Source organism: Collinsella aerofaciens, assembly GCF_039062315.1.
In the GTDB taxonomy this organism is placed as follows: Bacteria; Actinomycetota; Coriobacteriia; order Coriobacteriales; family Coriobacteriaceae; genus Collinsella; species Collinsella aerofaciens_BG.
The window spans coordinates 1-1,949 of record NZ_JBCJBG010000036.1 but is presented as its reverse complement, the minus strand read 5'-3'; the positions used below and the strand labels follow the sequence as shown (position 1 = coordinate 1,949).

Below are 1,949 nucleotides of genomic sequence, written 5' to 3'. Positions count from 1 at the left end.
GGAACACGAGGAGGCGCCAGGTTAAACTGAAGGGACTGACCCCGGAGGAGTTCCGGAGACAGTCCCTTGCGGCGTAGTTCTTGTTTAAGCCGTCCAGGTTTTGGGGTGCAGTTCACGTGCGGCGGGGGTTCTTTCGTCCTGCGGAGTGTCCGCGAAGGTCAGCCCTCGGATCCTGCTACGGCTACGTCCTCGGATTGTGTGGGCGGATGAAGGACGTAGTTGGCCGGGTATTCCGTCCCTTTCGCTGTTTCGCGGCTTTGCCGCGAAACCTCGCGCCACTTTGGGGATGGATGGGGGACTTGGCTGTTGCCGCCTTTTCGGAGCCCTTCTTTATTCCTTATGCTGGATGAAAAGCCCCTTGTTTTTGCAGGGGTGCATACTCGACTTATAAGTGCATAGAATCTCGTATAGTGCGAGTAAGATTTTACGCTGTCCGTTTTGTGTTTAGCAGAGATGTAGTTTGCATAATCCGACATAATCCTCGCTGCATTTAAATAAAGTTGCACGTAAATGGCGTAGATATGCCTGAGCTGGGGTTCTGTACGCTGAGCGGATAAAAACGACCGTTCACCGTTCCGCTATTTTCAAAATGAATAAAATGAGCGATAAAGAGAATATAAACCTTAATAAACTCGCGTATCGCACGGACGCGGGTTATTAATGGGTTGTAGGCCTTTTACAGAAAGGATTCCAGCAATGTCTAAGCCTCTTGGCAAGCCCGATCGTATTGTCGTCGCCCTTGGCGGCAACGCCCTCGGCAACAACCCCGTTGAGCAGATCGAGGCCGTGAGCAACACCGCTCACGCTCTTCTCGGCCTGATCGAGCAGGGTAACGAGATCATCATCACCCACGGCAACGGCCCGCAGGTCGGCATGATCCAGAATGCCTTCGCCGCTGCCCACGACGCCATCGGCACCCCCGAGATGCCGCTGCCCGAGTGTGGCGCCATGTCCCAGGGCTACATTGGTTATCACCTGCAGCAGGGCATCGGCCGCGAGATGCACAAGCGCTATAAGCGTTGGCACGCCGCCACCGTCGTCACCCAGATTGAGTGCGACCCGGATGATCCCGCGTTCAAGAACCCGACTAAGCCGATCGGCCCCTTCTATACCGAGGAGCAGGCCAAGGAGTTCATGGCCGAGGATCCCTCCAAGGTCTTCGTCGAGGATTCCGGCCGCGGCTGGCGTCGCGTCGTCGCTTCCCCCGATCCCAAGAAGATCGTCGAGGCTGACTCCATCCTCAACCTGCTCGACAACGAGTTCATCGTCATCGCCTGCGGTGGCGGCGGCATCCCCGTCGTCCGCGACTACGAGAACAAGGGCTGCTACAAGGGCGTTCCCGCCGTCATCGACAAGGACCTGGGCGGCGAGCTGCTGGCCGAGGACTGCGATGCCGACGTTCTGTTCCTGTTGACCGCCGTTGAACATGTCGCCATCAACTTTGGCAAGCCCAACCAGGAGGAGCTCGAGGAGCTCACTGCCGACGAGGCCGAGCGCCTGGCCGATGAGGGTCAGTTCGGCAAGGGTTCCATGGAGCCCAAGGTCCGCGCTGCCATCAAGTTCGCCCGTTCCCGCAAGGGCCGCACCTGCATCATCGGCGCTCTGGACAAGGCCGCCGAGACCATGGCCGGCCTCTCCGGTACCCGCATTCACGAGTAGTCTCTACTCTGCTGCATCTCTCGTGGGCGCCAGGCAAAGCGCCCACAAACTAGCCTCTCTTCATGAGCCCCGCAGTCCGCTCCGACTGCGGGGCTTTTGCTATTCACCTAGTCATTGGGGACGTTCTTAAATGACTAGTAGTAGGCCCACATGGCTTCGATTTCATTGAGGACTTCTACGACGCCCCAGCGGCGGGCGCTGCGGCTTTGCGAGTTGGGTGTTCCTATAGTTTTGTCAACCGTCGGGGCTACTCCCGGTAGGGCACCCGGTCGCGCATCACGGCGTATATC

Annotated in this window: 1 protein-coding gene; it reads left to right on the top strand. The window is 58.2% G+C overall.

The window, feature by feature from the left end:
• The first annotated feature begins 696 nt into the window (after positions 1–696).
• Positions 697–1,659, top strand: coding sequence for a carbamate kinase (arcC, locus tag ABCP74_RS09390; protein ID WP_260700059.1), 963 nt, complete (start codon positions 697–699; stop codon positions 1,657–1,659).
• Positions 1,660–1,949 lie beyond the last annotated feature (290 nt).